Source organism: Parasaccharibacter sp. TMW2.1882, assembly GCF_023337635.1.
GTDB lineage: Bacteria > Pseudomonadota > Alphaproteobacteria > Acetobacterales > Acetobacteraceae > Bombella > Bombella apis.
In genome coordinates this window covers 154,614-181,381 of sequence record NZ_NWUT01000001.1, presented here as the reverse complement: position 1 = coordinate 181,381, position 26,768 = coordinate 154,614, and the positions used below count along the sequence as shown (strand labels likewise).

At 59.7% G+C, this 26,768-nt stretch carries 26 protein-coding genes and 1 tRNA gene; 9 read left to right on the top strand and 18 right to left on the bottom strand.

Annotated features, from left to right (window positions below):
* Nucleotides 1-24: 24 nt before the first annotated feature.
* Genes CO583_RS00895 through CO583_RS00885 form a run of 3 tightly spaced genes read right to left on the bottom strand, consistent with a single transcriptional unit; the run spans nt 25 to nt 2,242 of the window.
* Nucleotides 25-933: a shikimate dehydrogenase gene (locus tag CO583_RS00895; protein ID WP_249102955.1), complete on the bottom strand. Its 909-nt coding sequence runs from the start codon at nt 931-933 to the stop codon at nt 25-27.
* A complete protein-coding gene (locus tag CO583_RS00890) occupies nt 870-1,658 on the bottom strand; it encodes an N-formylglutamate amidohydrolase (RefSeq protein ID WP_043559992.1) in 789 nt (262 codons plus the stop codon). The genes CO583_RS00895 and CO583_RS00890 overlap by 64 nt, the downstream gene beginning before the upstream one ends.
* 11 nt (nt 1,659-1,669) lie before the next feature.
* Nucleotides 1,670-2,242 (bottom strand): TlpA disulfide reductase family protein, encoded by a 573-nt coding sequence (locus tag CO583_RS00885; RefSeq protein WP_181005608.1) that lies wholly within the window; start codon nt 2,240-2,242, stop codon nt 1,670-1,672.
* A 10-nt stretch (nt 2,243-2,252) separates the two neighbouring features.
* Here CO583_RS00885 and argH point away from each other — a divergent pair, with 10 nt between their 5' ends.
* Together argH and CO583_RS00875 are read left to right on the top strand one after the other, a co-directional pair.
* Nucleotides 2,253-3,695 carry an argininosuccinate lyase gene (gene argH, locus CO583_RS00880; RefSeq protein WP_081563486.1) on the top strand — a complete coding sequence of 481 codons (1,443 nt, stop codon included), beginning with the start codon at nt 2,253-2,255 and terminating at the stop codon, nt 3,693-3,695.
* A gap of 399 nt (nt 3,696-4,094) precedes the next feature.
* Complete coding sequence (locus CO583_RS00875) at nt 4,095-4,538, top strand: hypothetical protein (protein WP_043559988.1); 444 nt, start codon at nt 4,095-4,097, stop codon at nt 4,536-4,538.
* Between the two features lie 18 nt (nt 4,539-4,556).
* On the opposite strand, the gene CO583_RS00870 is transcribed toward CO583_RS00875, so the two are convergent.
* The 7 genes from CO583_RS00870 to CO583_RS00840 are packed head-to-tail and all read right to left on the bottom strand — an operon-like array spanning nt 4,557 to nt 11,655.
* Nucleotides 4,557-5,345, bottom strand: coding sequence for an MBL fold metallo-hydrolase (locus CO583_RS00870; protein ID WP_192848240.1), 789 nt, complete (start codon nt 5,343-5,345; stop codon nt 4,557-4,559).
* Nucleotides 5,342-6,127 carry a TatD family hydrolase gene (locus CO583_RS00865; RefSeq protein ID WP_043559984.1) on the bottom strand — a complete coding sequence of 262 codons (786 nt, stop codon included), beginning with the start codon at nt 6,125-6,127 and terminating at the stop codon, nt 5,342-5,344. The genes CO583_RS00870 and CO583_RS00865 overlap by 4 nt, the downstream gene beginning before the upstream one ends.
* Nucleotides 6,124-7,665 (bottom strand): methionine--tRNA ligase, encoded by a 1,542-nt coding sequence (gene metG / locus CO583_RS00860; protein ID WP_043559982.1) that lies wholly within the window; start codon nt 7,663-7,665, stop codon nt 6,124-6,126. The genes CO583_RS00865 and metG overlap by 4 nt, the downstream gene beginning before the upstream one ends.
* A 51-nt stretch (nt 7,666-7,716) precedes the next feature.
* On the bottom strand, nt 7,717-8,652 hold the full coding sequence (locus CO583_RS00855) for a DNA polymerase III subunit delta' (protein ID WP_043559980.1): 936 nt from the start codon (nt 8,650-8,652) through the stop codon (nt 7,717-7,719).
* The gene (gene tmk / locus CO583_RS00850; protein WP_043559977.1) at nt 8,649-9,305 is read right to left on the bottom strand and encodes a dTMP kinase; all 657 of its coding nucleotides are present in this window, start codon (nt 9,303-9,305) and stop codon (nt 8,649-8,651) included. The genes CO583_RS00855 and tmk overlap by 4 nt, the downstream gene beginning before the upstream one ends.
* A complete protein-coding gene (locus CO583_RS00845; RefSeq protein WP_043561153.1) occupies nt 9,292-10,578 on the bottom strand; it encodes a D-alanyl-D-alanine carboxypeptidase family protein in 1,287 nt (428 codons plus the stop codon). Before CO583_RS00845 ends, tmk begins: the two co-directional genes overlap by 14 nt.
* A 57-nt stretch (nt 10,579-10,635) precedes the next feature.
* Nucleotides 10,636-11,655 carry a lytic transglycosylase domain-containing protein gene (locus CO583_RS00840; protein WP_408902061.1) on the bottom strand — a complete coding sequence of 340 codons (1,020 nt, stop codon included), beginning with the start codon at nt 11,653-11,655 and terminating at the stop codon, nt 10,636-10,638.
* A gap of 153 nt (nt 11,656-11,808) precedes the next feature.
* Between CO583_RS00840 and CO583_RS00835 the strand changes: the two genes are divergently transcribed.
* Together CO583_RS00835 and CO583_RS00830 are read left to right on the top strand one after the other, a co-directional pair.
* On the top strand, nt 11,809-12,354 hold the full coding sequence (locus CO583_RS00835; protein WP_086431524.1) for a DedA family protein: 546 nt from the start codon (nt 11,809-11,811) through the stop codon (nt 12,352-12,354).
* A 3-nt stretch (nt 12,355-12,357) separates the two neighbouring features.
* Nucleotides 12,358-13,422 carry a D-alanine--D-alanine ligase gene (locus tag CO583_RS00830; protein ID WP_248630512.1) on the top strand — a complete coding sequence of 355 codons (1,065 nt, stop codon included), beginning with the start codon at nt 12,358-12,360 and terminating at the stop codon, nt 13,420-13,422.
* Nucleotides 13,423-13,482: 60 nt separating this feature from the next.
* Here the strand turns inward: CO583_RS00830 and CO583_RS00825 are convergent, their stop codons facing one another.
* Complete coding sequence (locus CO583_RS00825) at nt 13,483-13,941, bottom strand: MlaD family protein (protein WP_043559972.1); 459 nt, start codon at nt 13,939-13,941, stop codon at nt 13,483-13,485.
* A 165-nt stretch (nt 13,942-14,106) separates the two neighbouring features.
* Here CO583_RS00825 and CO583_RS00820 point away from each other — a divergent pair, with 165 nt between their 5' ends.
* The 3 genes from CO583_RS00820 to CO583_RS00810 all read left to right on the top strand — a co-directional run bounded on the left by CO583_RS00820 (nt 14,107) and on the right by CO583_RS00810 (nt 18,257).
* The gene (locus tag CO583_RS00820; protein ID WP_043559970.1) at nt 14,107-14,967 is read left to right on the top strand and encodes an undecaprenyl-diphosphate phosphatase; all 861 of its coding nucleotides are present in this window, start codon (nt 14,107-14,109) and stop codon (nt 14,965-14,967) included.
* Nucleotides 14,968-15,098: 131 nt separating this feature from the next.
* Entirely contained in the window at nt 15,099-16,601 is a 1,503-nt protein-coding gene (locus CO583_RS00815) for an APC family permease (protein ID WP_086431440.1), read from the top strand.
* A 114-nt stretch (nt 16,602-16,715) separates the two neighbouring features.
* Nucleotides 16,716-18,257, top strand: coding sequence for an APC family permease (locus CO583_RS00810; RefSeq protein ID WP_043559966.1), 1,542 nt, complete (start codon nt 16,716-16,718; stop codon nt 18,255-18,257).
* 58 nt (nt 18,258-18,315) lie between these two features.
* Here the strand turns inward: CO583_RS00810 and CO583_RS00805 are convergent, their stop codons facing one another.
* Nucleotides 18,316-19,521, bottom strand: coding sequence for a mechanosensitive ion channel family protein (locus CO583_RS00805; protein ID WP_081563210.1), 1,206 nt, complete (start codon nt 19,519-19,521; stop codon nt 18,316-18,318).
* Between the two features lie 182 nt (nt 19,522-19,703).
* Here CO583_RS00805 and CO583_RS00800 point away from each other — a divergent pair.
* A tRNA-Met gene (locus CO583_RS00800) sits at nt 19,704-19,778 on the top strand.
* 176 nt (nt 19,779-19,954) lie between these two features.
* On the opposite strand, the gene CO583_RS00795 is transcribed toward CO583_RS00800, so the two are convergent.
* Nucleotides 19,955-20,413 carry a DUF4167 domain-containing protein gene (locus tag CO583_RS00795; protein ID WP_043559964.1) on the bottom strand — a complete coding sequence of 153 codons (459 nt, stop codon included), beginning with the start codon at nt 20,411-20,413 and terminating at the stop codon, nt 19,955-19,957.
* A gap of 200 nt (nt 20,414-20,613) precedes the next feature.
* The gene (prmC, locus tag CO583_RS00790; protein WP_248630513.1) at nt 20,614-21,453 is read right to left on the bottom strand and encodes a peptide chain release factor N(5)-glutamine methyltransferase; all 840 of its coding nucleotides are present in this window, start codon (nt 21,451-21,453) and stop codon (nt 20,614-20,616) included.
* Nucleotides 21,454-21,503: 50 nt separating this feature from the next.
* Here prmC and CO583_RS00785 point away from each other — a divergent pair, with 50 nt between their 5' ends.
* Complete coding sequence (locus tag CO583_RS00785; RefSeq protein ID WP_081563212.1) at nt 21,504-21,992, top strand: hypothetical protein; 489 nt, start codon at nt 21,504-21,506, stop codon at nt 21,990-21,992.
* A 21-nt stretch (nt 21,993-22,013) separates the two neighbouring features.
* On the opposite strand, the gene prfA is transcribed toward CO583_RS00785, so the two are convergent.
* From prfA to CO583_RS00765, 4 genes are all read right to left on the bottom strand, one after another.
* The gene (prfA, locus tag CO583_RS00780) at nt 22,014-23,087 is read right to left on the bottom strand and encodes a peptide chain release factor 1 (protein ID WP_043559958.1); all 1,074 of its coding nucleotides are present in this window, start codon (nt 23,085-23,087) and stop codon (nt 22,014-22,016) included.
* On the bottom strand, nt 23,084-24,334 hold the full coding sequence (hisS, locus tag CO583_RS00775) for a histidine--tRNA ligase (protein ID WP_086441698.1): 1,251 nt from the start codon (nt 24,332-24,334) through the stop codon (nt 23,084-23,086). Before hisS ends, prfA begins: the two co-directional genes overlap by 4 nt.
* Complete coding sequence (ispG, locus tag CO583_RS00770) at nt 24,334-25,455, bottom strand: flavodoxin-dependent (E)-4-hydroxy-3-methylbut-2-enyl-diphosphate synthase (RefSeq protein WP_043559955.1); 1,122 nt, start codon at nt 25,453-25,455, stop codon at nt 24,334-24,336. Before ispG ends, hisS begins: the two co-directional genes overlap by 1 nt.
* Before the next feature lie 72 nt (nt 25,456-25,527).
* The gene (locus CO583_RS00765; protein WP_248630578.1) at nt 25,528-26,700 is read right to left on the bottom strand and encodes a RodZ domain-containing protein; all 1,173 of its coding nucleotides are present in this window, start codon (nt 26,698-26,700) and stop codon (nt 25,528-25,530) included.
* Nucleotides 26,701-26,768 lie beyond the last annotated feature (68 nt).

Sequence of the window (26,768 nt, the reverse complement as noted above, 5' to 3'; positions counted from 1 at the left end):
GAACAGGCCCCGACCATCACCATGTCAGGAAAGGCCATGCCGGGCGAGGTCCTGCGCCAGAAGGTCAAAACTGGCTTCATCGGCTTCTGGCAGCACACCGAACCATTCCTGAAACCCGGCCCGTGCCTGACAGATCAGCATGCCCAACCCGTCCACGGTGCGGAAGCCACGCTCCTGCGCTGCCTTCAGCAGAGGTGTCTGCCGAGGCGTATAGACGATGTCCGTCACACTCAGCCCCTCCTGCCCCTTCTGCAGCAGGCTGGACCATGCCGTGTCATCACGTCCTCCCATGCCCAGTGATGTCGCATTGACGAGCAGATTCATCTCTCCCAGCCTGTTGGGCCAGTCTGTCCAGTCCAGCACGATTCCGCCCCCCAGGGCCTGCACCAGAGCCTCGGCCCGGGAAGCTGTACGGTTGGAAATGAAGACCTCACAGCCACGATCCTGCAACGCTGCCGCTACGGCCCGGGCGGCTCCCCCCGCCCCGAGGATGAGAGCACGCCCTTCCAGCCTCACGCCATGAGCCAGAAGATTGTCGCAGAAGCCGGTGCCATCGGTGCAGTCGCCAATGACCCGCCCCTCCACAAAACGCAGCGTATTGGCTGCCCCGGCCCGGCGGGCCGTTTCTGTCAGTTCGTCACAGAGGCGGAAAGCCTCCTCCTTGTGTGGAATCGTGACATTCACCCCACGGAACCCCGCTGCCGCCAGCCCCTTCAGAGCCATTTCCAGCTGTCCCGGCTTGACCGGCAGCGGCACATAGGCCCCGTTGACCTGATGCACCCGGCACCAGTGGTTATGCAGCATGGGAGACCGGGAATGATCGACCGGCCAGCCTATCACGCCAGCCAGTCTGGTCCTGCCATCAATCGTCACGCCATCTCCTTCCGTCTTTCCCAGAAGCGGGGCAGCAGACGGGCCAGACGCTCCGCCCATAGCTTCTGCCCCACTTCATCACTGATGAGGTCCTGCCTTATCTCAATCTCAAGGGCTGGCAGATTCCGCCGTCCGGCGTGATAGGGCACGCTGTATTCATTCTGGCTGTTCAGCACATAGGGCTGGTTGTCCCCCACATGGAGGCCGCCTTCCTCCTCCAGCAATGTCCGCATCAGGCGGGCGGAGTGAGGGTCATGATCGTGCAGCAGCCCGATGTCCCACGGGCGTCTCCGCCCATCCTGCATGGCAGGAGTGAAACTGTGCAGGGACACGAACAGCGTCGTTTCCGGCTTCCGCCGGGACAGATGGCGTTCTATCTCATCGTGATAGGCATGGAGAATGGCCTCTTCCCGCTGCCGTCTCTCCACGGCTGACAGGCCCTGATTCCCCGGCACGGGCGCACCGTCACTGACGGGAGGAATGGAGGTCGGATGCCCGGCGGCCCGGTTGCAGTCGATCACGAGGCGGGAATAGACCTGCTCCACAAGCAGGCAACCGAGAGCCTGCTGGAGGTGCCTCCCCACTTCCCGGATGCCAATATCATAGGCGATGTGCCTGTCCCATTCATCCACGGGCAGGCCAAGATCACCCAGCCTTTCTGGCACGGCACGGCCCGCATGGTCGCTGATCATGACAAAAGGACTGTCCGTCACCGCTGCATGGACATGATAAGGGCGGGCCTCACTCTCCCCCAGAAGGGGCATGGCCTCAGTCTGCCTGTTCATCACGCCCAGCCTCACTCAACCTGATGAAGAAGGGAGCGGACCGTGCTGGCCGCAGCGGCGTCCTTCCACTCCACGCCGCCATCAGAAATGGCCCGCACCTGCCCCTGGGCATCAATCAGTAGCGTCATGGGCAGCCCGGGCTCCCGAAGACTCTTCAGGAACGGATCCACAGCCTGACGCTCCGCCGTCCAGACGGGCAGGCCCTCGGCATGAAGACGGGGCAGGGCTGCCTGAACACGCTCCGGTGAACCACTGTCCAGAGCAACGGGGATCACGGGCAGATCGGGATTTCTGTCCAGGAAAGCGGCCAGCTGGGGCAGCTCTTCCCGACAGGGTGTGCACCATGTGGCCCAGAGATGCAGCATGTACGGCTTCCCCGCCTTCATGGGCAGGCTTGCCTTCGTGCCGCCCAGCCCCGCAATGGCCAGCGTGACCGGGGCTGACAGGGCCGGTTCCGGCTCCAGCTCCTGCAAACTCTGCAACGCTTCAGCCCGCACACAATTGTGCCACAGGCCCGCAGCCGCTACACTCAGCCAGCCCGCCAGAACGGCGCATGTACGAATCTTTTTCCAGTTTCTGATCATATCGGTCCTCATGACGCACAATAATACCAGCAACGCCTCCCCTGCAAACAGACCCGCCAGCACGGACGCTGCCAACCCCCAGTGGGGTGGCCGTTTCGCCAGCGGTCCGGCAGCCATCATGGAGGAGATCAACGCCTCCATCGGGTTCGACAGAATTCTCTGGCGGCAGGATATCCGTGGCTCCCTCGCCCATGCTGCCATGCTCCGCAAGGTTGGCCTGCTGACAGAACAGGAAGAAGCCGAAATCCAGCAGGGTCTGGCCGATATTGCCACGGAAATCGAAGAAGGCCGCTTCGCTTTCTCCCCGGCACTGGAAGATATTCACATGAATATCGAGTCCCGCCTGTCCGAGCGGATCGGGGAAGCCGGAAAGCGGCTGCACACCGCCCGTTCCCGCAATGACCAGATTGCCACGGACTTCCGCCTCTGGGTCCGGGATTCCATCGACGGCATCGTGGAACAGACGGAAGCCCTGATGCGCACCCTCGCCCGCCGTGCACTGGAATATCATGACACCCCCATGCCGGGTTTCACCCATCTTCAGGTCGCCCAGCCCGTCACCTTCGGTCATCATCTGCTGGCTTATGTGGAAATGCTGGCCCGTGATGCCTCCCGCCTGCGTGATGCCCGCCGCCGAATGAATGAATGCCCGCTGGGGTCTGCCGCCCTGGCAGGCACGTCCTTCCCCATCGACCGGGACATGACGGCGCAGGCCCTCGGTTTCGACCGCCCGACGTCAAACTCGCTGGACGCCGTGTCCGACCGCGACTTTGCGCTGGAATATCTGTCTGTCCTCTCCATGGAGGCCATGCATCTCTCCCGCCTTTCGGAAGAGATCGTGCAGTGGGCCTCTGCGGCCTTCAATTTCGTCCATCTGTCCGACGCCTTCACCACCGGCTCCTCCATCATGCCACAGAAGCGCAACCCGGATGCTGCCGAGCTGGTCCGTGCCAAGGTGGGCCGCATCACCGGCGATCTGATCGGGCTGCTGACGGTCATGAAAGGTCTGCCACTGGCCTATGCGAAGGACACGCAGGAAGACAAGGAACCCGTCTTTGACGCCACGACGGCCATCACCCTGTCCTTGGCCGCCATGGAAGGGATGATCCGGGACCTCAAACCAAACAAGGAACGGATGCGGGAGCTGGCAGGTGCAGGCTTCTCCACCGCCACGGACCTTGCCGACTGGCTGGTGCGGGAGCTGCGTCTGCCCTTCCGCACGGCCCATCATGTCACAGGGCGTCTTGTCAGTCTGGCCGAGCAGAAAGGCTGCGATCTGGCCGACCTTTCACTCGAAGACATGCAGGCCGTGGAATCAGGCATCAACAGGTCCATCTATGACGTCCTGACCGTGGACTCCTCCCTCGCCTCCCGCACCAGCCACGGCGGCACGGCACCAGCCAATGTGCAGGCACAGGCCAAGGGGTGGCTGGAACGGCTTGGACAGGCCTGAACGGAGAGATGATCATGCATCGGCTTCAATCCTCTTTCATGACGAAGGCCGTTCTGGCCCTCATGGGTGGCGTTTTCCTGCTGGGACTGAGCGCCTGCGGCCGACCGGGGGCTCCCAAGCCTCCCGGCCCGTCTGAGAAAGTGACGTATCCGCAGATATATCCGCCAGAATGAAATGATGTGATTCTTCAGAAATCATGCGAGAGATTATCAAGAAAGGTGAAAGTGGGAGTTCCTGCTTTCACCTTTTCTCATGATTACAGGGCATTGACCGCAAAAACTGGCTATTTACCAATAAGAATGACTGATAACAGATAAAAGATTCTCCTTTCTTCACGCTTTATCAAGATGACCTTCCTAGAGTGACCCTGCAATCTGCCTTGTTCAGGATGGAGTGGTCATGATGGTAACGCTGACAGAAATCATTCTGAAGGATCCAGCCCGTTATGAGTACATGCGGGCTGGCAACACGACTCCCTTCTGGGTCTCTCCTGCCATGAAAACAGAACTTCGCCTGCTCGGCCCGACAGGCAACGTCATACCCTGCCAACACCACCACAGGGGATGGTTCAACTTCCTTCTCCCCGCTGAAACACCTCATGTCTTCCTGGACATGACGGCCACTACCCTGCTGGATCAGACCATCAGAGACGTGATCCTGTTCATGGGGGCTCAGGAATGGTCTCTACCCGTTCCTTCTGCTCTCACCCGTTCTCCCAGACAGAGCAACCAGGCCAGAACTGCCTGGGTCGGCCTCCCACCCATGCCCCGCTGGGTACGGGGGCTCTTCTGCGTGCATCTTGAACCTGTGGTTCTTGAACGGGACAGATTAAACGCTGCCTGAACAGGCAGTCTCCCCCAGTCAGAGGGTCAGGACCAGGCCATCCCGGGCTGGGCGGACGTCTTCGGGCAGGCTTTCGCAGAGCTGGCCGTAATCCATGTCCGGCCCCATGTGGGTCAGGACCGTATGCCGGGGCCGGAACTGCTGCCGCCATTCCATGACACGCCCCAACCAGCCATGAGATGGATGTGCCTCCCGCTGGAAGCACCCGACGACCCAGCAGGACAGGCCATGCAGAACGGCCTGTGATTCTGTGGGGAAACTCTCAACATCCGTACAATAGGCAAACGACCCGAGACGCAGGCCGAGACTTGTCGTCCAGCCATGCTTCTGCGGGAAGATGCAGCCTTCCAGCGGGCCGACCTTCAGCGGGCCATGGGTGGGAATTTCCTGCACGTCAAAAGCAGGACGATAGAAGGTGCCTCCCTCCCACGGCCGGAAAGCGTAGTCGAAACGCTGCCGCAGCTCGGCCAGAACCTCTGCCGTGGCCAGAAGCTGGATCGGCCGACCGATCACACGATTGACAGCCCTCAATTCATCCAGCCCACCGATATGGTCACTGTGAGCGTGCGTATAGAACACGGCATCAATATGGGTCAGCCCGTTTGCCAGCATCTGCTGCCGCAGGTCTGGCCCACTGTCGACCAGAAGACGGAACCCCTCATGCTCGATCACGATGGATGAACGCAGACGGCGATTCCGTCTGTCTGTCGGATCGCACGCACCCCATAGGCCCGTTCCGGCCCCTTCCTCACCCCCGATCATGGGGACGCCAGCAGAGCCACCACAACCGAGAATCGTGATCTTCATACGGCTACCCGTGTGAAGAGACGCCGTGTGTTGGCTTGCGTAATCTCCACCAGCCGCTCACCCGTCAGACCACGTTCTTCGGCCAGACGAGCCGCCGTATGCACGACATAGCCCGGCGTGTTCGGCTTGCCCCGCTTGGGAACGGGGGCCAGAAAAGGACTGTCTGTTTCCACGAGGATACGGTCCTCCGGCGCATGACGGGCCACGTCCCGGATTTCTTCACACTTCTTGAAGGTCAGAAGCCCGGAAAAGCTCAGGTACCCCCCCAGCTCCAGAGCGGCTCCGGCCAGCTTCGGACCGGAGGCAAAGCAATGGATCAGAAAAGGGAAAGCCCCCTTCTCATGCTCGTCCCGCAGAATGGCGATGGTGTCATCATCCGCCTGTCTCGTATGGATGACCAGCGGCAGACCCGTCACACGGGCTGCCTCGATATGACGGCGGAAGGATGCATGCTGGACTGGTTTCACCTCCTCCGTGCCATGAAAATAATCAAGGCCAGACTCTCCGATGGCCGCTACCTGCGGAGCCTCAAGCTCTGCCAGCATGTCATCAAGACTGGGAAGAGCCTCCTCATGGGCATGATCGGGATGTGTGCCCAACGCACACCAGATACGCAGGTCCGGACTGTCATGCTCCGTCAGGGCCTTCTGCCTGGCCCGTTCTGACCAGCGTGTCCCGATCGTGACCATTCCCGCCAGACCAGCCTGCCGGGCAAAATCCAGACTGGCAGGGAGGTCTTCCAGACGGTCCAGATGGCAGTGCGTGTCAATCAGCCCCTTCATGCGTCCTTCTCTTCCTCCACGAAACGGGGGAACAGACCTTGTGGCTTGGGCAGGGTACGCCCACCGGGCAGTGGTGTTTCCAGCGCAGCGATATGACGCTCGCCCTTCTCCACACCCAGCTGGTCCAGCATCTTCTCCATCGTATCTGGCATATAGGGCTGGAGGAGCGTCGCCACGGTGCGGATCACATCCACCAGAACCCGCAGCACATCCGCCATGCGGGCCGGATTTTCCTTCTTCAGCACCCAGGGGGCCTGCCGGTCGATATAGGCATTGGCCTCCCGGATGAGCTTCCAGATATCTTCCAGCGCATCACTGATGGCCAGACGCTCGATATGCGTGCGTGTGAGAGACGGCAGCAGGGTGGCCTGGGCCAGAATCTTCTCATCATCCTCTGTCAGGGCACCACGTTCCGGCAGGACACCCTGAAGATTGCGGGCCACCTGACTGAGCGTCCGCTGGGCAAGATTGCCAAGGTCGTTGGCCAGTTCGACATTCATCCGTGTGATGAGGGAACGGCGACTGAAATTGGAATCCCCACCAAAGGGCACTTCCCGCATCAGGAAGAAGCGCAGCTGGTCCAGCCCGAACTCATCGGCCAGAGCCTTGGGGTCCAGCACGTTGCCGAGAGACTTGCTCATCTTCTCACCCTCGACCGTCCACCAGCCATGAGCGAAAACCCGTTTCGGCAGCGGCAGACCAGCAGCCATAAGGAAGGCCGGCCAGTAGATGCAGTGGAAGCGTATGATCTCCTTGCCCACCACATGCACGTCGGCGGGCCAGTGAACATGCCGGGGATCCTTCATGTCCGGGTAACCAACGGCTGTCAGATAATTCGCCAGCGCATCGAACCAGACATACATGACATGGTCCGGGTCACCCGGCACCTCCACGCCCCAGCGGAAGCTGGTCCGGCTGATGGAGAGGTCCCGCAGCCCCTGCTTCACGAAGCTGACCACCTCCCGTTTCGGACCATGCGGGCCGATGAAATCGGGATTTTCTTCATACAGCTTCAGCAGCCTGTCCTGAAAATCGGAAAGGCGGAAAAAGTAGGATGGTTCCCGCACCCACTCCAGCGGCGCACCGGAAGGTGCCGTCCGGCTGCCATCGGGATGCCGGGTGATCTCATCCTCACCGACAAACATCTCATCCCGGGTGGAGTACCAGCCTTCATAGGCATCGAGATAGATATGACCATTTTCGGCAACCTTCTCCCAAAGGGTCTGGGCTGCCTTCTTGTGTCGGGCTTCTGTCGTGCGGATGAACTCATCCGTCTGGACCGCCATGTCCTTCTGCATCTGGCGGAAGCTCTGGGAGATGCGGTCCGCAAAATCCTGCGGAGGAACATTCTGCGCCTTTGCGCTCTGCTCCACCTTCTGTCCATGCTCGTCCGTCCCGCTGACGAACAGAACATCGTTGCCATCCAGCCGATGGAAACGGGCGATCACATCACAGGCGATGGAGGTATAAGCGTGGCCGATATGCGGCGCACCATTCACATAGAAAATGGGAGTCGTGATGGTGAAATGCCGCTTCATGATCTATCTGTCCTGTCGTCCAAATTTTACCAAAACCCACAACCGGGCCTGCTACCCTTGGCGGGCCAGAGCAAGGACTTCCCGAATGGCCTCGGCCCTGTCAAGGCTGAAGCGCTCACTCTGCATCCGCATCTGCCCCAACCGCCCGGCCCGATCCGCCATGAGAGCTGCCCGGGGCAGATCTCCCGCAAAGGCGGCATCCCGTGCCTGACCGGCCAGTGCCTCGCCTAGCAGATCGCACACTAACGCAAAACCCTCTGCTTCACGAGCGATCTGGCTGACGATCACCCAATTTTCATGATCCAGCTCTTCACCAGCCAGTGCCCGCTCCACCAGCCCGGCACAGATGCCGTCCCGGTCCTGTGCCAGAAACAGGGCACGACCGGGAGACCCATGGGCACGGTGCAGGACATCATCCGGCACGTCAGGCAGAACGGCCTTCATGTCAGCCTCATCCAGCCCGGCCAGGGCCAGCACACGGCAACGGCTCCGCAATGTCGGCAGCAATGTGCCCGGTGAAGAAGTCGTCAGGAAGAGAGCGGTCTTCGGCGGAGGTTCCTCAAGAATCTTCAGCAGCGCATTGGCGGCAAAACGGTTCAGACTTTCCAGCCCGTCCACGACCACGACCCGCCAGCCACCCTCCGTGGCCGTGTGATGCAGAAAATTCTGGATGGGCTGGACATCAGCAACCGTGATCTCCCCCTTCAGCTGTCCCTTGCGGGGGTCCATCTTCCGGGCAATCGTCAACAGATCTCCATGCGTCCCCGCAGAGATGCGCCGTCCAGCAGGACTTTCCAGATCGCTGCCCCCCAGCAGCCTGCGGGCCAGATGGAACGCCAATGTCACCTTGCCTACACCGGACGGGCCAGAAATCAGCCACGCATGATGCAGCCTGCCAGACGCAAAAGACTCTTCAAACTGCTGTATGGCTGCCTGATGCCCATACACATGGGCTGCCAGACGTGGTTCAGGCGGGGTCCCCCTCACGCAGCGCCCTCTCCAGCCATATGCTGCCGCACGAGAGCGTATAGGTGCGCCTGCACCTCTTCCAGCGACTGGCTGGCATCAACCCGCCGGATGCGGGCAGGATCCTTCTCGGCAATATCCTGAAAACCAGCCCGCACACGCTGATGAAACTGCATCTGCTGTCCCTCGTACCGGTCCAGCTTTCCACCCCGCCGGGAAATACGCTGACGGGCCACTTCGCAGGGCAGGTCCAGCCATAACGTTACATCAGGCTCTCCTCCCACGACCTGGCGCAAGGAGCGGATATACTCCAGAACTTCTGCCCGGCCCTCTCCGATTCCATACCCTTGATAGGCCCATGTAGAATCATGGAATCGATCACAGAGGACGATTTTCCCTTCTGCCAGAGCCGGTCGGATTGCCTTGGCGAGGTGATCCGCCCGGGCCGCCATATGAAGCATGATCTCCGCCTGCCAGCAGAAACTCTCCTCCCCAAAAAGGAGCAGGTTCCGCAACGCTTCGGCTGCTGGCGTCCCACCGGGCTCTCTCGTCTGGAAAACCGGGAAACCTGCGCCTTCCAGCTGCTCGGAAAGGCGGGCCAGCTGCGTGCTTTTGCCCGCACCTTCCCCCCCTTCCAATGTAATGAACACTCCCCCGGTCTTACTGCGGAGCATGACCGAACCGTGACAGGATCCGCCCTGCAAAGCCAAGCTCACCGACCGGAGACACCGTATAAAGTGGTGAATAGACCCTGGGCTGACCTGGCAGGCCAACGGAAACATGGCCAGACTTCTGCCCTGCTGCCACCGGTGCCGGAATGGGAGACGGATAATCCACGCTGATCTGCACTTTCGAGGACCAGCCGACAGGGATGGTCAGGCTGACATCCTCCGCAACAGCCAGACCAACCGTGCGATGCTCCCCATTCCACACGGCAGCGGCCGGCTCCACAACCTGCCCCTTGTGCAGCAGCTGAACCGTCTCAAAACTGGAGAATGCCCAGCTCATCAGCCGCTCACCCTCATGAGCACGCTCATTGGTCGAGGCAGTCCCATTGATGACGACAATGACACGGTTGCCGTTCCGTTCTGAACTGGCACACAGGCCAAACCCCCCTGCATCGGTATGGCCAGTCTTCAGACCATCAGCCAGCCCCTTGTCGACCAGCACATTGCGGTTCCCCTGACGGATATGGTTGAAGGTGAATTCCTTCTCCCCGAAGAACCCGTAATAACGGGGGAAATCACGAATGAGATGCTGCGCCAGCATGGCCACATCCTGAGCGCACATGTAATGGCTGGCATCCGGCAGACCGGTCACGTTCATGAAATGAGAGTTGCGTAAGCCAATGCGCTGGGCTGCCTCGTTCATCAAGGCCACGAAACGCTCTTCAGACCCCGCAATCCCCTCCGCCAGCACGACACAGGCATCATTGCCGGACTGGATGAGCATGCCACGGATCAGATTCTCCACGCTGACAGAACTGCCAAGCGGGACAAACATGCGGGAACCTTCCATCTTCCAGGCCCTGGAGCTGACAGGGAATTCCTGCTCCAGCCGGATACGCCCGGAGGCCAGAAAAGCAAAAACGACATAGGCCGTCATCATCTTGGTAAGGGATGATGGCGGCATCCGCTCTTCCGCATTGCGACTCAGCAACACCGTCCCCGTCGTGCTGTCGAGAATATAGGCCCAACGGGCAGAGGTCGGCATGGGGCCCATTGGAGTCACGGCATCCCCCACGACCGAATCGGTGGCCGGACCTGCTTCCTTCACCTGCCCTGCCGGACGCCCCCGCCCCTGCCTGTGCAGCCCGGCGGCCTGCCCGGCCCGTGATGATGCCAGCAGGGAACATGCCGTAAAACCGGCAACTCCCCCCATGAGAGAACGTCTTGTCTGCACGTCAATCCCCGCACTGCATGCCCGCCATACCGGCGGGGCCTTCATGAAAAAACCTGCGATGCCCGCCATGCGGGCCACCCGGCACCATGCCGGACGGCGTGATTATCGGGTCATCCTATCGCCCAGAATCCCGACCGCCAATGCATAATAATCGGAAGGATTGTAGGCCCGTATCGCACGGAAATTATGATAAACGAGGAAGGCCTGTCCACCAGGTCCATCCGGCTGGAGCAGGCTGCCCGTAGCCTGCGGTGCCAGGAACCCGGAAGACTGGACCGGCCTCACCCCCATAGCCTGCCACGTGCTGACAGGATGCACGGGGGCATGGCGGGATTTCGTGGCAGCCAGAGCCGTGAACTGCCCATTGCTCCCCAGCGGGACCACAACCTCTTCTCCCCAGGGTTCACCACGCCGCCAGCCCGACCGTCCCAGGTAATTGGCAATGGAGGCAAAAACATCCGCTTCGGAACTCCAGATATTCGCCTTTCCATCACCATCACCATCCGCCGCAAAACGCAGATAGGCACTCGGCATGAACTGAGGCTGCCCCATGGCACCGGCATAGCTGCCCAGCATGCTGGCCGGACTGATGGCCCCTTGAGCCAATATCTGCATGGCCTTGATCAGCTCGCTACGGAAAAAGGCAGCCCGCCTGCCATCAAAGGCCAGAGTGGCCAAGGCCTCGATGACATTAAAACGGCCCTGATGCTCTCCAAACCCTGATTCCAGCCCCCATATGCCCATGATGACGTTGTCATCACAGCCCAGCGTCTGCCCCAAAGGCGACAGTGTCCCCCGCACCCTCTGCCAGGCCTGCCGCCCTTTTTCTTCCCGGGCAGACGAGATCACGCGTGCACGGTACTGCGCCCATGTCAGGGTAAATTCCGGCTGGTGCCGGTCCAGCCGCAAAACCTCCTGATTGGGGGCCTGAGCCAGCGCAAGGGACTGCTCCACAATAGCCGACGGCACACCAGCCGACAGGGCCTGCTGCCGCACACCTCCCAGGAACGCTGCATAATCGGCCATCCCCCGAGAGGCCACCGCCCGACCACCTGCCCAGGCAGGCAGACCGCCCATCATCAACCCTCCCGCCATGGCAGCCAGAAAATGACGCCTCTTCATCATTCCACTTCCCATCACGCCTGATCTCCCCTTCATCATCCAAAGGAACGCCCCGATATACCCGGCACTGCCGATTGCGGACAGACGCATTTCATGGCACAGTCCCGCCAACCACAGCCAGGACCGTTCTTTGTGATCCGTATCAGCGCTATCATGGCGTCCCAGCCTGTCTGGCTGAAAGCCTTTTCTGTCATCCTTGGTACCTTTATCCTGGAAGATGTTGCAACCGTCCTGGCGGCCATTGCGTCCAAAGGAAACCAGATTTCCATCCCTCTGGCACTTGGCAGCCTTTATGCCGGGGTGGCCCTGGGTGACATGGGCCTTTATGCCCTCGGTCTGGCAGGAAGCCGATGGACGTTCCTGCGCCGTTTCCTGACCCTCCCCAGCGAGGAGCAGGCAAAACGGTGGTTCTCCCGCAACATCATAGGGGTTGTGGCCATTTCCCGCTTTGTTCCAGGCAGCCGCCTGCCGCTCTATACGGCCTGCGGTTTCTTCCGTGCGCCCTTTCTGGCCTTCGCCCTGACGGCCATCGGCGCAACGCTGGTCTGGACAAGCCTGCTCTTCCTGCTGGCACTGCATGTTGGCGGGTGGCTTCTGGCGCATCAGGGTGGCTGGCGCTGGGCGGGAATCATCGGCTTCATCCTCTGCATTTTCCTGATGGGACGTTTCATCAGCCACCTGCAACGTAGGAACACATAGTCCATGACAGCACCTTCTTCCCATCACAAGACGCTGTCCCTCTTCGAGTTCTGGCCCGACAGCATTTTCTATACCCCCATCGTCATCTACTGGATTCTCATGGGGTTACGTCATGGAGACCTCAGCATCTCCACGGCTGCCAATCCCCGTATCGAAACAGGTGGCCTCTGTGGCGAGAGCAAAAGCTCCATTCTGGACATGGTCGGCCCCACGGCCCGAGAGGCCATTGCCCCGTATCGGATCATTCATAACGGAGCTGATGCAGCCCGGGATGTGCTGGCCGCCATGAAGGAAATGGGGATCGACTTCCCGGTCGTGCTCAAGCCTGACATCGGCTGTAACGGTACGGGAGTGAGGCTGATCACCTCCCTGGCCATGCTCCACGAGGTGCTGCCACTCTTCCCGGCGGGTGTGGCCCTGATGGTGCAGCAGCTCATCACCTACCCGATGGAAGCAGGCATCTTCTATATCCGTCATCCTGATGAGCCTGTCGGCCGCATCACCTCCCTCACTTACAAGGAGGCCCCTGTCCTGACCGGCAATGGTCGCTCCACACTCAAAGAGCTCATCATGGCCGACCCCCGGATGCGACAGGTGCCACAGCTCTATCTGCCCCGTATCAGTGGCCGTGAAACCGAGATTCTGCCCGCCGGAGAAACGCTGTCACTGGTTTTTGCCGGAAATCACTGCAAGGGGTCCATCTTCCGGAATGGGAGGCCGGACATCACTCCGGCACTCACGGAACGCATCAACGCCATCATGTTGGACATACCGGACTTCCATTTCGGCCGGATCGACCTCAAGATGACCTCACCAGAAGCTCTGAAGCGTGGGGAAGACTTTCAGATCATCGAGATCAATGGGGTCGGGTCAGAGGCCATCCATATCTGGGACCGGCGCACGACTCTGATAGAAGCCTACCGCACCCAGATCTACCATTACCGGCAGGCCTTCCTCATCGGTGCTGCAAAAAAGAAAGAAGGCTGGAAAAGTTCCGGCATTCTGGGGATGCTCCGCTCCTGGCTGAAGCAGCGGCGCCTGCTGGCATCCTACCCGACCAACGACTGAGGCAGGCAACAACCGGGACAGACCCCGCCGGTCCTTTACCGCCCGGCGGGAAAACACAGCCTAAAGCCTGCCCGCACCAAATATGTAATTGCTGATCTGCTGCTCCAGAGACAGCAGGGGGTGGGCATCCAGAATGGTGGCACCAGCCGGCAATGTCTGCCCTGCCTTGCCGGGCAGCAGCTGAAGGGCATTGTCCCCGCCAATGGTCGGTGCCGCAATGGCCACAGCCGTATCCTGCGGGAGCTTCAGATCATCCCGTACGGCAAACTGCACGTCCACGATGGCGGTTTCCGGATTCAGCGTGATGGAACGCACCCGCCCCACGGTTACACCGCCAAGGTCCACGTCAGCCCCCTCATCCAGACCGTTCGCGGAACTGAATGTCGCATGATAGCCTGTCATGTGGCGATCCGGCCCCTCCAGCAGGCCCAGCCCATAGGCAACGAACCCGCCGGCTGCCAGAAGAACACAGCTGCTGGCAATGAATGCTCCGCCACGCCCTTTAAGGATCGCCCACATAGATACCTCGAAATTCACGCCCCAGTCTGCTAGCCTTGCGACCGGAGAAGCTGATTTCATGAAAAACAACAGAACGTTACCGCTACCATAGATGGGACTTTCCCACCAGCATCCGTCACGGCTTTTCCTCAATCTCCCCCACCTCCAGACAGACCATGGTTCCGCATGACAGATCTCCAGGCCTTCATCCTCGCCATCATCCAGGGCATCACGGAACCCTTCCCTGTCAGCAGCCTTGGCCATGCGGTCCTTCTGCCCGGAATCCTTCACTGGTCGCTGGATGAACACAGCCCGACCTTCCTGCCCTTTCTGACCATGCTGCATGTCGGCACGCTGGTGGCTCTGGCGCATGTCTTCTGGGGGGACTGGCGGGCTATCCTGCTCGGCCTCTTCTCCCCCCGCAGGACAGCCAGAACCCGCAACAAGGCGATCCACCTGTGCAGCCTGCTTGTCGTGGCCACAATACCAGCCGTCATCATGGGCGGACTGTTTGAGCATCACCTGCGGCTCGTTTTTGCCAATCCGCTCATGGTGGCAGGATTCCTGACCCTCAACGGCCTGCTGCTCATCCTGACGGAGATCATGCGCCGCCGGGCCCTCCGGCATGAACAGGACAATGCCTACCAGACACAGGAACTCTCCTGGAAAGATGCCCTCATCATCGGCCTCTGGCAATGTCTGGCCCTGTTCCCCGGGCTATCACGCTCCGGTGCCACCATTAATGGTGGGCTGATGCGGGGACTGGACCATCTGACAGCGACACGCTTTTCCCTGCTCATGGCCCAGCCGATCATTCTGGCAGCCACGGCCAAAGAGGCCTGGCAGCTCCGCCATGTCCATCTCTCCAGCAGCATGATCACGCAGTCCCTCATTGGCGCTGTCGTGGCTGGCGTAACGGCCCTCATCTGCTCCCGGCTCCTGCTGCGCTTCTTCCATGATGACAACCGGCACACCCTGACAGGATTCGGCATTTACTGCATCCTTGCCGGCCTTGGCAGCGCCTGCCTTCTCCATTTTCACCCCTGAGCACAGAAAAACTCCGCAAGCATAATTTACAAAGGCTTTCCAAGGAGTCATGAATAAAAACATTCCGGTATCATACCGTTCCAGCCCCGTTATGCAGGAATCGTGACACTCATGCCCCAGCTGACCACGCCATGAACAAGGCGCGCCGCAAGACCCTCTCCCAGATACAGTCCGCTGGTGAACAGCATAACTTCAAGCGCAGCCTTGGCGCCACGCAGCTCCTGCTCATGGGCGTGGGGACCGCCATTGGAGCGGGCGTGTACGTCATCACGGGGACGGCGGCAGCAGAGTATGCCGGGCCTTCCGTCCTTCTCTCTTTCCTGATTGCCGCTGCGGCGTGCCTGTTCACGGCACTCTGTTATGGGGAGCTGGCCTCCACCTTCCCTGTCTCCGGGTCAGCCTATGCTTATGCCTATCTCTCCATGGGCGAGAAAATGGCATGGGTGACCGGCTGGCTGCTCATACTGGAATATGGCATTGCCGGTACCGCCGTGGCGGCCGGCTTTTCGGGCTACCTGACATCCCTGCTCAGTGGGTTCGGCATCCATCTTCCGGCTGTCATTTCCCAGACAACCTTTCAGTCCATCCCTCATTCAAGTACCGGCCTGCTGGCCTTTCATCCCAGCTTCAACCTGATCGGCCTGGTTGTCATGCTGTTCATCAGCCTGGTCCTGACCCGTGGGATTGAGGTCGCAGCACGGTTCAACACGGCCTTCGTCAGCATCAAGATCGGCGTGCTGGCACTGTTTGTCGGAGTGGGCCTGTTCTATCTCCATCCTGCCTACTGGCACCCATTCATCCCGCCTTCGGAAGGGAATTTCCATTTCGGCGTGGCTGGCATCTTCCGGGCTGCCTCGATCATCTTCTTTGCCTATGGTGGTTTCGAAACCGTCTCCACCGCAGCGGCAGAAGCCCGCAACCCCACCAGGGATGTGCCCATAGGCATCATCGGCAGTCTCATCATCTGTACGTTGGTTTATGTCACCGTGGCGGCCGTACTGCTGGGCATTGCGCCCTATCAGATGCTGGATGTGCCAGACCCTCTGGCCATCGCAACGGGCCTCATGAATCAGCCGTGGATGGCCTTTCTCATCAATGCAGGGGCCACGGTCGGGCTGTTCTCCGTTCTTATCGGTCTGCTTTATGCAATTTCCCGCATGGTCCACGCCATCAGCCATGACGGACTTCTGCCGGGCATCTTCAGCGTCGTGCATCCACGCTTCAGGACACCATGGCTGGCCACGCTGCTGCTGGGCCTCATCCTGGGGCTGATGAGCGCCACCATGCCCATCGCACTGCTGGGGGATCTGCTCTGCATTGGCACCACACTGGCCTTCAGCATCGTCTGCTTCACTGTCATCTGGCAACGCAACAGGGCACCGGAGACACACCGGCCCTTCCAGGTGCCACTCGGGGGAATCCGCATCCGGGGGGTCTGGCTGGGCATCACGCCCATGCTGGGCATTTTCTTCTGCCTCTGCATGATTGTTCCCCTGGGGCTGAACATACTGCACGTCACCCTGCAGGGTAACATCATCCCGCTGGCCTTCTTCATCCTCTATACAGGGCTGGGTTTTGCGACCTATCTGTTCTATGGACGGCATAACTCGACCATGAAGCAGCCTCCATCCTGAAGGGCGCAGGCTGCTGCATGGTTTCCATTTCCGATTACGAGGCGAGGATGGCCGCAGGGGCAACCTGCCCATCCATCAAGTCCGCTGTCTATTTCTGGATGATCCACCCTCTTTATGCGTAAACGTTCCTCCTCCTCCGCCAGGCGTCGTGATCCACGGCGCAAGACCATGAGCCAGATCACGGCAGAAAATGATTCCGTCACGCTCAAAAGAAGTCTGACAGCCACGCAGCTTCTGCTCATGGGGGTCGGAACGACCGTTGGGGCGGGCGTCTATGTCATGACGGGTACGGCGGCGGCTGAATATGCCGGACCTGCCGTGCTGCTCTCCTTCCTTGTAGCGGCGGCAGCCTGTCTCTTCACGGCTTTCTGTTATGGGGAGCTCTCTTCCACCTTCCCGGTATCCGGCTCCTCCTACTCCTATGCCTACATCTCCATGGGGGAACGGGCAGCATGGAATGTCAGCTGGCTGATGCTGCTTGAATACGGCATATCCTGCACCGCTGTGGCGGCTGGTCTTTCGGGCTACATGAACTCCCTGCTGGGCATTTTCAACATCCATCTGCCAGTCTGGCTGACACAGACAAGCCTTCAGCCGGTGCCCGGCTCCGAAGGAACAGCGCTGACAGCCGGATTCCGGCTGGACCTGATCGGCTTCATCTCCGTGTTGCTGGTAACCGCCCTGCTGGCCCGTGGTGTTGAAGAATCCGCCCGTTTCAACTCTCTCGTTGTCGCCCTGAAAATTGGTGTCCTGTTCCTCTTCCTCATCATCGGTGTCAGTTACATCACCCCGGCCAACTGGTTCCCCTTCATTCCACCGGCCCAGGCCCATTTCCACTTTGGTGTGGCTGGCATCTTCCGGGCAGCCTCCATCATATTCTTTGCCTATGGAGGGTTCGAAGCCGTTTCCACTGCTTCATCAGAGGCCCGCAATCCAACACGTGACATTCCCATCGGCATCATTGGCAGCCTGCTGATCTGCACGCTGATCTATGTTGCCGTAGCAGCCGTACTGCTGGGAATCGTGCCCTACAGCAAGCTGAATGTGGCTGACCCCCTGGCCGTTGCCACACAGGCCATGGGCAAACCGTGGCTGGCCCTACTGGTGAATGGCGGCGCCACCATCGGCCTTTCTTCCGTCCTGCTGGGCCTGATGTATGGTCAGTCCCGCATCCTGCTGACCACCGGGCGGGACGGGCTCATCCCGTCCGTCTTTAGCAGGATCCACAAACGCTACCGCACGCCAGCCCGTGGGACATTCATCATGGGGGCCATCATTGCCCTGATGACAGCCACCCTGCCCATCGACATCATCAGCGATCTCGTTTCCCTCGGGACGGCACTGGCCTTCGCCATGGTCTGCTTTACGGTCATCTGGCAGCGCAATTATGCTGCCGATACCCGGCGCCCCTTCAGCGTGCCACTGGGAGGAATCCGTATCCGGGGATTCTGGATTGGCCTTACGCCTGTTCTGGGGATCATTTTCTGCCTGATCATGATCCTGCCACTGATCTTCAACATGATCCACGCCCTGCTGGGCGGCAATCCTGTTCCCGTCATTCTGCTGGTCACCTACTTCCTGATCGGTGCGCTGACCTATCGCTTCTACGGGTATCACAACTCCCGCATGGCCAATCCGTCAGCCTCAGCAGAATAATACCGCCCCCATCAGTCCTGACTTGCCCGAGACTGATGGGGGACCCTCCTTCGCCACACTATCTGCGCCCATCGGCCCTGCTACCGGGCCCCATGTAACTGCCCGGTGGCGGGCGATGTACTGGAGGAGACAAAAGGGTATCCGGGTCTGTCACATCCAGTTTTGCCCCTGTTTCCGGCGAAACGAACGCAACACGCCGCCGTGGCAACGCCTGCGGGAACTCCGCCCGGATGCGGGCAATGGCTTTTTCCCGAATGTCACAACGCAGATCCCAGCTCTGCATGGCATTGCGGGCACTGGCAATGACACGGACCGACATGGCCTGATCTGTGCAGTCCGACACTTGGGCATCGAACACCTTGCCATCCCAGAGCGGGCAGCTTCGCACGATCTCCCTCAGCATATCCCGGATTTCATCCATTGGGGCATCATAATCAAGCCAGAGAAACACGACGCCGGTTATGGCGGCCGAGTTGTGCGTCCAATTTTCAAAGCGATTTTCAAGAAAATAGGAAATGGGCACGATATGGCGTCGCCAGTCCCAGACACGCAGCACGACATACGTTGCCGTGATTTCCTCCACCCAACACCAGTCACCATTGATGACGACCAGATCCTCCATCCGGATGGGCTGGGTGATGGCGATCTGCACCCCCGCTATCAGGTTCGTCAGAAGTCCCCGCGCCGAGAGACCGACAATCAGCGAGGCCGCTCCGGCAGAAGCAAAAAGGGACACACCATACTGTTTGACAGACGGAAAAAGCATCAGGGCCGAAGCAACCGTCACAAGGCCAATGAGAATCTCTCCAAGCCGCCGCAGCACCTTGATCTGTGTCTGATGAGCACGGGCCATGATGTCATCCGCATAATCCAACCGTGCCAGACGATTCAGATATGCCTCTGACATCAGGCGGAACATGCTGATGAGAGAAAAGCCGAAAACCAGAATCAGCAGAAAGAAAAAGAACAGCCTGAGATTCTGCTCCTCCTCATATGAAAAGCCCGTGGCCGCTGGCAGCGCTGCCAGAAGGACCAGCAATGTAACCATGACCTGCATGGGCCGACGCAACACGCTGACGGTGTTTCGGATCATCGCCCCGCTGCGTGTACCAGGAATACGCAGGATCAGCGCACTCGCCCCGTGTCCGGCATAAAACGCTGTCAGACCAACGATCACGAGCATCAGGATCGATACGATCGCAGGTGGCAACCAGGAAAGCGCATTGCTGAACGCAAAGAGGATGTTTGTGAAATGCTGGGACAAAAGGAAAAGCCCTCTGACTGAAGGTGTAACAGGCTGTCAGCGAAAAATGACAGCCTCTCCTCAGGAAGTGAATAGAAAAGAACAAAAAAACATGAAGATGGCCCACCTCCCTGTTGACTTCCTCATCTGCCTGCCATAAAAGCACCTTCGTCGGAAGGCAGATGCCTCCTGAAGGACATGATGGCGGCGTAGCTCAGCGGTAGAGCAGGGGAATCATAATCCCTTGGTCGGCGGTTCAAATCCGTCCGCCGCTACCATCTTCCCTTCTTCCATCCCCTGAAAATTTGTTGAATGAGCCGTTGCGGATGCCGTGCATCTGGCGCTGGCAGATATCTTCCCCATAATTTCAGAACACTGACAGCCCATAAAAAGAAAGCAGGTTGACCTGAGCCAACCCGCCCTCTCTTGGTGCCGTACGGTCGGGAAAGTGGCCTCAGTCCTCGCTGTCCTGCTCGGCCTCTTCATCACGCTTTTCAGCACGACGACGACGCTCGGACGGACGACGCTCACTCGCCGGGGCCGGAGCTGCCGCCTCGTCCTCATGCTCCTGACGTTCCCGGCGCTCCTGACGTGTCTGCTCATAATTGCGCTGCCGTTCGGCACGCTCCTGCTGGGCCGCCTGAGCTGCCTGATTCATGGCATTGAGCATACGGAAATAATGCTCGGCATGCTGGAAATAGGCCTCCGCCTGCACCCGGTCCCCGGTACCGGTGGCATCACGACCCAGCTGAAGATATTTTTCGAACAGCTGCTGGGCAGTGCCACGAATGCGCAGATCAGGCCCGTTGCTCTCAAAAACATGGTTCCGGTTCAGAGGAATCTGACCATTATTGCCACGGGATGCTCCTCCACCGCCGCCTGAACGATGATGACGGTTCCTCATTCGCTTCATATTTTCAAACCTGCAATCTTGTCACAATGGCGCCTTCAGCAGCCAATCTGCCGTTTCTTCCCATATTGTCCGAAGAAACATCACTCCCAGAGGAAACGACACTTTACCGCCTGACCGACAGCCATCACCGTAACGCTGTCCATCCCCTGTATCTTCCTGCGGCAATCTATCAGGCATCAGCCCATAAGCCAACTGCTTTCCTAAGAAAAGGCAAGCACCAGGGCACGCTCCACACCTCCCAGGTCCTTCCGGCACTCCAGCACCGCAAGTCCTTCCGCCTCGGCCAGTTCTGTGACAGCATCTGCCTGTCCCATCCCCAGCTCCAGCACGGCACACCCGTTCGGCATAAGCAGATGTGGCAGGCTCCGGCACAGGATGCGATAGGCCACCAAGCCATCATCTCCCCCATCCAGAGCCCGATGCGGTTCATATGCCGCAACATCAGGCATCAGATGGGCCATGTCCGCATGTTCAATATAGGGAGGATTGGACAACACGACATCAAAACGCCCTCCCACCGCAGCAGCCCAGTCTCCCACCATAAAAGCCACCCGGTCCGACAGGCCATTGCGGCCTGCATTCCGTCGGGCAAGGGCGGCGGCGGCGGGAGCAATATCCACACCCATCCCCCAGGCTCGTGGATATTCACTCAGAGCAGACAGAAGCAGGCAGCCTGTGCCCGTTCCAAGGTCCAGAATGGATCTGACAGACTGACGATCCGGCTTATGGTCCAGCAGCGCTTCCAGCAGGGTCTCACTATCGCCCCGGGGGATCAATGTCTCCGGTGAAACGTGAAAATCCAGTGTCCAGAAGCCCTGCTCCCCGGTAATGAAGGCAACCGGCTCCCGCTGGCTGCGGCGCTGAATGGCACGCTGGAAGCGGTCCACACCCTCGGCCGGAATCCCGTCATGCTGCATCAGCTCCATCCGGGTCCACCCGCAGGCCCAGCAGAGCAGCAAGCGAGCCTCGAATGCTGCCTCTTCAATCCCGGCCTGAAAAAGCCTCTCCCCGGCCTGCTGCAAAAGGTCTATTTTACGCATGAATTTCATTCCCTGACCTGTCGCCTCCCATCATCCAGGAAAACCAGACGATGACCATAGCCCGTTTCCTGCGCTCCCTGCCTGTTTCACTCTGCCTCGGCATCCTGATGCTGCCAGCCGCAAAGGGTGAAACTGTCGGGCCCATGCCGGATGGACCAACGGGGGGCAGTTTCACCGTTCATGACGGACGTGCGCCCGATGAGGTGTCAGAGTCGACACGCCTCTATCTCAATGGTCATCTGGCAGCGATATTCCACCTTGACCTCGCCCATGCTGATGATAGTGCCGTGATCCCTCTGCCTCTGGGCCGTGTTGATATTCCCTATACTCTTTGCGGCACCGTTACCGTCATGCATGATGGCAAGGCCGAAACACGGGACGTGAGCGGAGATGGTGTCCTCCATAATCCGGACGGCCATTATTTCGAAGCCGTGGGTAGCGAAAATTTCCGAGATTTCTTCCTGATGGATGAAAACGATCCGGCTGCTACCGATCACCACAACGGCAACTCCTCCCGCTGCCTCTCCTCCAACAGCTGATCACCCTGCCCAGGGGACTTGTCAGGAACTGCCGATTTCCGCCGCCAGCAGGGCCATCTGCTCATGGTGGGTCAGGGCGCTGACAATCTCGTCAAACTCGCCACCCATGACCTGATCAATCTTGTACAGAGTAAGATTGATGCGGTGATCCGTCACCCGCCCCTGGGGGAAGTTGTAGGTTCTTATCCGTTCAGACCGGTCTCCTGTACCAACCTGGGATCTACGGTCGGCCGCCCTGCTGTCATGCGCCTTCTGCCGTTCCGCCTCATACAGGCGGGCCCGCAGAATCTGCATGGCCTTGGCCTTGTTGCGGTGCTGACTTTTTTCTTCCTGCATGGCCACGACAACACCTGTCGGCAGATGCGTGATACGGACAGCACTCTCCGTCTTGTTCACATGCTGTCCCCCTGCACCGGAGGCCCGGAACACATCAATCCGCAGGTCTTCTTCATTCACCTGCACATCAACCTCTTCCGCTTCCGGCAGCACAGCAACGGTAACGGTAGATGTATGGATGCGTCCCTGGCTTTCTGTCGCCGGGACACGCTGGACACGATGCACGCCGGACTCATATTTGAAACGGGCAAACACGCCTCGCCCTGTAATGGTGGCCATGCCTTCCCGGATGCCAGAAAGCTCACTTTCCGTCAGGGACATGACCTCGAAACGCCAGCCATTGCTCTCGGCAAACCGACGATAGGCCTCGAAGAGTTCTGCCGCAAACAGCGCTGCTTCATCCCCACCGGCAGCGGGGCGGACCTCCAGAATGGCGCTCCGTTCATCAGCATCATCCCGAGGCAGAAGCGCCAGCTGCATGGCCTGCTCCAGAGCGGGCATCACGGCCTCGACCTCTTCCAGCTCAAGCTGGGCAAGCTCCTTCATCTCCGGGTCCTGCACCAGAGCCTGCGCCTCTTTCTGACGCTTCTGAGCAGCCTGCCACGCCCGGATGGCTGCCACAGGTTTTTCCATGGCAGCATAGTCCCGGGAAAGACGGGCAAACTCGTCTCCACTGGCCTCACCAGAGGCCATCATTGCCTGCATTTCCTCAAAGCGGGCAATGATCTGCTCCAGCTTATGCTCCATAGCCGCACTCATGAGGCTCGGGCACGCTCCAGGATAACAAGGATGTCCGTCACGGGCACTTCTTCCTGTTCCCGTGATGCCAGATGACGCAGCTGCACGACATCCCGTGCCAGATCATCATCCCCCAGGAAGAGCGCATGTGTCGCCCCGGACTGCACAACACGGTCCATGCGTTTCTTCATGTTGCCCCGTGTCTCGATCGAGACAGCCAGACCACCATCCCGCAACGCCCGGGAAATGGAAGCGGCCTTGAGCAGGGCAGCTTCCCCCATCGGCAGGATGGCCACATCACTGACCTCCTCAGCCGGAGCATCAATCAGAGCGGCGAGACGTTCAACACCAGCGGCCCAGCCGATGCAGGGCACGGCAGGGCCGCCCATTTCTTCAACCAGCCCCTCATACCGGCCACCGGCCAGAACGGTCCCCTGCGCACCAAGCTTGTCCGTAACAAACTCGAATACGGTATGGCTGTAATAATCCAGCCCACGAACAATTCGGGGATTCTCCACGAAAGAGACGCCGAAAGCCTTCAGACCAGCCTTCAGCTCCTCCCAGAATGTACGGGATTCCTCATTGAGATAGTCATCAAAAGCTGGTGCATCGGCCAGAAGGGCCCTGTCCTGCTCTGCCTTGCTGTCCAGAATCCGCAGCGGGTTGATTTCAAGCCGTGACCGGCTGTCCTCGGAAAGGCGATCCTCATGCTGGCGGAAATAGGCCACCAGAGCCTCCCGCCATGCCATGCGGCTGGCCTTGTCACCCAGCGTGTTCAGCTCCAGACGCAGATCATCCGCCAGACCAAGCGAGACCAGAAAGTCCCGGGCCATGGCGATGATCTCGGCATCACGGAAGGCACTTTCCGCACCGATCAGCTCCGCACCGATCTGATGGAACTGGCGGAAGCGCCCTTTCTGCGGCCGTTCATAGCGGAACATTGGGCCCGTATAGAAAATCTTCTGTGGCAGGGCCTGTGTCAGCGCATTGGAAACCAGCGCACGAGCCACACCCGCCGTTCCCTCCGGACGCAGGGTCAGACTCTCCCCTCCCCGATCCTCGAACGTATACATTTCCTTGGAAACAACATCCGAGCTTTCCCCCAGAGAGCGGGCAAAAACATGGGTGTCCTCAAAAATGGGGGTGGCCCACTGGCTGAAACCATAACGGCGGAAGACCGTCCTGCCCGTACCAACAACATGCTGGTGGCGACGCATCTCCTCGCCCAGCAGATCCCTCGTCCCCCGTGGCGGCTGAAACCGTGCCATCAGTGCGCTGCCTTCTCGGCCGTTCCGGCCTCAATGGCAGCCACACGGGCTTCCACCAGCTCCACGATATGGTCGATCATGTTCTCAGCCGGCATGGTATGGTCCTGCTTGCCCGCTGCATAGACCATGTGCCGACCAGACCCGCCACCTGTCACACCGATGTCCGTCATCAGCGCCTCACCAGGCCCGTTAACCACACAACCGATGATGGAAAGTGTCAGCGGTGTCTTGATGTGCTGAAGACGGTCCTCCAGCGTCTGGACCGTATCCACCACATTGAAACCCTGACGGGCACAGGACGGACAGGAAATGATCTTCACACCACGGTGACGCAGGCCGAGCGATTTGAGAATGTCCCAGCCCACCAGCACCTCTTCTTCTGGAGGAGCAGAGAGGGAAACGCGCATCGTGTCACCCACACCAGCCCAGAGCAGATTGCCCAGCCCGAGGGCAGACTTCACCGTCCCCGCCCGCTTGGAGCCAGCCTCCGTAATGCCGATATGCAGCGGATGGTCACAGCATTCTGCCAGCTGCTTGTAGGCCGCCACGGCCATGAAAACGTCAGAAGCCTTCACGCTGATCTTGAATTCATGGAAGTCATGATCTTCCAGAATCTTCGCATGTTCCAGCGCACTTTCCACCAGTGCTTCCGGCTTCGGCTCGCCATATTTCTCCAGCAGATGCCGCTCCAGAGACCCAGCATTGACGCCAATACGGATGGAGCAGCCATGATCACGCGCTGCCTTGACGACCTCACGCACACGATCGGCACTGCCAATGTTACCCGGATTGATGCGCAGGCAGGCCGCACCGGCCGCCGCTGCCTCGATAGCCCGTTTGTAATGGAAGTGAATGTCCGCCACGATCGGCGCATTGACTTCTTCCACAATGGTTTTCAGGGCCTTCGTGCTGGCCTCATCGGGACAGGATACACGGACGATATCCACACCGGCCATTTCGGCCTTGCGGATCTGAGCAATCGTTCCTTCGATATCCGTTGTCAGCGTGTTGGTCATGGTCTGCACCGAAACAGGTGCATCGCCACCAACGGCAACATTACCAACATAGATCTTCCGTGATTTACGGCGTTCAATATGCTGATAGGGACGTAAACTGCTCATCAATAACCTCTCCGGGTCCTGACTGGACTGACCCATGATAAACGTGACCGCCTCATGGACGGTCACAGAATTTTATTGGCTGCGCTTGTCCGCCGGTCCCGGCACCTCACCGGCCCCGGTGGCCAGGGAACCGTAACCATAATGGCCCTGCTCCACAGATGCTGCATCGACCGTCACGTTACGGACAACCCTGCCACGCAGCCCTAGGGGAGCGCTTACAACATTCCCCGCCTGAAAAACAACACCCCCGGCATTGCCGCTCGTCACACGATAGGTTTCACCAGCAGTCCCCTGCCAGCTCTCTCCCTTCTTCAGCACACGAACCAGCAGAACCTTGCCAGAGGCATCCGTAACCTGCACCCAGCTGTCTTCCCGGGCCAGTATTGCAACTCTGTCAGCTGCTTCCTGACTCGGAGCAGGAGCCTGCTGCGCTGGCGTCGGCTGCGGGGACTGGGCCTTCGATGTCTCCATGGCAGACGGGGCATTCCCCGTCACACTGTCACCAGAAGACGAACCGGCCGGGTGATCACCCTCATTGCGGGGCACCTCATTACCCGCTGCATCAACAGTAGAAGGCATGGCCGTAGCAGCAGGAGAAACAGCCTCCGGCGCTGGCGGCAGATCAGGCGTATCTTTCGGAGTATCCCCTGCCCCCGTGGCCGCCCCCTGGGCACCAGAAGACAGAACCGGTGCTGTGGGCTGCGCCGTGGCAGACTGCCCGGCTGCTGGAGACGGAACAGTCGGCTGTGTGGCAACAGGCGGTACCGCAGCCGCTGGCGTTTCACCAGTCTCTGCCAGATGGGACGGCAGAACGGACGAAGCCAGCTGCCCATGGGAAGAGAAGTGATACCACCCGGCATATCCCCCGGCGATCACCACCAGACCAACAGCCAACAACACCCAGAGACCGGCTGAACGTCCTTCCTGAGGGCCGGGAAGAACCAGATGGACGCTCTGACGTGGCGGCGCAAGAGACGACAGCTCCTGCCTGGCCTGCTGCATGAACTCCTCGCTCTCCATCCCCAGGAGACGGGCATAGCTCTTGATGAAACCAAGGGCATAGACCTTGTCTGGCAGCTCGGCATAACGCCCGCCTTCAATGGCCTGAAGTGTTGCAAGTCTTACCTTCAGGTAAGCCTCGACATCCTCAAGCCTCCAGCCCAACTCCTTGCGTCGGGCCATCAGGCGAGCTCCCAGAGTGGCCGATGACTGACCGGCCATATTCTGCCCTGCTTTATCGTCCATCACGTCACCCCTCTTCCTCATCTGACCAGAGCTCCAGTCCGAACACAGCGCTGTCTGTCCAGTATCCT

Bases quoted from the DNA above. Each gene is read 5' to 3' on its own strand.
- CO583_RS00895 (WP_249102955.1), bottom strand. From the start codon at position 933: ATGGGCGGAGCGTCTGGCCCGTCTGCTGCCCCGCTTCTGGGAAAGACG.
- CO583_RS00890 (WP_043559992.1), bottom strand. From the start codon at position 1,658: ATGAACAGGCAGACTGAGGCCATGCCCCTTCTGGGGGAGAGTGAGGCC.
- CO583_RS00885 (WP_181005608.1), bottom strand. From the start codon at position 2,242: ATGATCAGAAACTGGAAAAAGATTCGTACATGCGCCGTTCTGGCGGGC.
- argH (WP_081563486.1), top strand. From the start codon at position 2,253: ATGACGCACAATAATACCAGCAACGCCTCCCCTGCAAACAGACCCGCC.
- CO583_RS00875 (WP_043559988.1), top strand. From the start codon at position 4,095: ATGATGGTAACGCTGACAGAAATCATTCTGAAGGATCCAGCCCGTTAT.
- CO583_RS00870 (WP_192848240.1), bottom strand. From the start codon at position 5,345: ATGAAGATCACGATTCTCGGTTGTGGTGGCTCTGCTGGCGTCCCCATG.
- CO583_RS00865 (WP_043559984.1), bottom strand. From the start codon at position 6,127: ATGAAGGGGCTGATTGACACGCACTGCCATCTGGACCGTCTGGAAGAC.
- metG (WP_043559982.1), bottom strand. From the start codon at position 7,665: ATGAAGCGGCATTTCACCATCACGACTCCCATTTTCTATGTGAATGGT.
- tmk (WP_043559977.1), bottom strand. From the start codon at position 9,305: ATGCTCCGCAGTAAGACCGGGGGAGTGTTCATTACATTGGAAGGGGGG.
- CO583_RS00845 (WP_043561153.1), bottom strand. From the start codon at position 10,578: ATGAAGGCCCCGCCGGTATGGCGGGCATGCAGTGCGGGGATTGACGTG.
- CO583_RS00840 (WP_408902061.1), bottom strand. From the start codon at position 11,655: ATGAAGAGGCGTCATTTTCTGGCTGCCATGGCGGGAGGGTTGATGATG.
- CO583_RS00835 (WP_086431524.1), top strand. From the start codon at position 11,809: ATGGCGTCCCAGCCTGTCTGGCTGAAAGCCTTTTCTGTCATCCTTGGT.
- CO583_RS00830 (WP_248630512.1), top strand. From the start codon at position 12,358: ATGACAGCACCTTCTTCCCATCACAAGACGCTGTCCCTCTTCGAGTTC.
- CO583_RS00825 (WP_043559972.1), bottom strand. From the start codon at position 13,941: ATGTGGGCGATCCTTAAAGGGCGTGGCGGAGCATTCATTGCCAGCAGC.
- CO583_RS00820 (WP_043559970.1), top strand. From the start codon at position 14,107: ATGACAGATCTCCAGGCCTTCATCCTCGCCATCATCCAGGGCATCACG.
- CO583_RS00815 (WP_086431440.1), top strand. From the start codon at position 15,099: ATGAACAAGGCGCGCCGCAAGACCCTCTCCCAGATACAGTCCGCTGGT.
- CO583_RS00810 (WP_043559966.1), top strand. From the start codon at position 16,716: ATGCGTAAACGTTCCTCCTCCTCCGCCAGGCGTCGTGATCCACGGCGC.
- CO583_RS00795 (WP_043559964.1), bottom strand. From the start codon at position 20,413: ATGAAGCGAATGAGGAACCGTCATCATCGTTCAGGCGGCGGTGGAGGA.
- prmC (WP_248630513.1), bottom strand. From the start codon at position 21,453: ATGCGTAAAATAGACCTTTTGCAGCAGGCCGGGGAGAGGCTTTTTCAG.
- CO583_RS00785 (WP_081563212.1), top strand. From the start codon at position 21,504: ATGACCATAGCCCGTTTCCTGCGCTCCCTGCCTGTTTCACTCTGCCTC.
- prfA (WP_043559958.1), bottom strand. From the start codon at position 23,087: ATGAGTGCGGCTATGGAGCATAAGCTGGAGCAGATCATTGCCCGCTTT.
- hisS (WP_086441698.1), bottom strand. From the start codon at position 24,334: ATGGCACGGTTTCAGCCGCCACGGGGGACGAGGGATCTGCTGGGCGAG.
- ispG (WP_043559955.1), bottom strand. From the start codon at position 25,455: ATGAGCAGTTTACGTCCCTATCAGCATATTGAACGCCGTAAATCACGG.
- CO583_RS00765 (WP_248630578.1), bottom strand. From the start codon at position 26,700: ATGGACGATAAAGCAGGGCAGAATATGGCCGGTCAGTCATCGGCCACT.